1 protein-coding gene is annotated in these 565 nt (G+C 62.8%); it reads right to left on the bottom strand.

All coding sequences use genetic code 11. From position 1 onward, the window contains the following. Positions 1-565, bottom strand: a 565-nt coding sequence (locus tag EIZ48_RS28630) for a hypothetical protein (RefSeq protein WP_160658791.1), incomplete at both ends; no start/stop codon positions are given.

The raw sequence follows: 565 nt of genomic DNA, 5'->3' as shown, positions 1-565 counted from the left end.
TCACAGCGTGGCCTTTGGCGATACCCTCTACAGCGACTCGGAGAAAGGCAGCGCCTCGTTCAGCTTTACCGGTGCCGAGGTGGGCGCCAGCTACAGCTATACCATCTCCAGCGCCAACGGCGGCAGCGATGTGACCGGCAACGGCACCCTGACGTCCGCCACGCAAAGYATCGGCAATATCAACCTGGGYRGCCTGAACGACGGTGATCTGACATTGTCGGTGACGCTTACGGATACCTCGGGCAATRCGGCSACGGCGGTGACGGCAACCAGTGCGCTGGATACYGCGGTGCCGAGCGGCCACAGTGTCGCCTTTGGCGATACCCTCTACAGCGACTCGGAGAAAGGCAGCGCCTCGTTCAGCTTCACCGGGGCCGAGGTGGGCGCCAGCTACAGCTATACCATCTCCAGCGCCAACGGCGGSRSYGATGTGACCGGCAACGGTACCTTGACGTCCGCAACGCAAAGCATCGGTAATATCAACCTGGGTAACCTGAACGACGGYACCCTGACGCTGTCGGTGACAGTGACCGACAGCGCGGGCAATGCGGCGACGGCGGTGACG

Origin of the sequence: Photobacterium alginatilyticum, from assembly GCF_009910675.1 — a bacterium.
Taxonomy (GTDB): domain Bacteria; phylum Pseudomonadota; class Gammaproteobacteria; order Enterobacterales; family Vibrionaceae; genus Photobacterium; species Photobacterium alginatilyticum.
The sequence above is the reverse complement of the archived record's forward strand: the minus strand, read 5'-3'. Positions and strand labels throughout refer to the sequence as shown.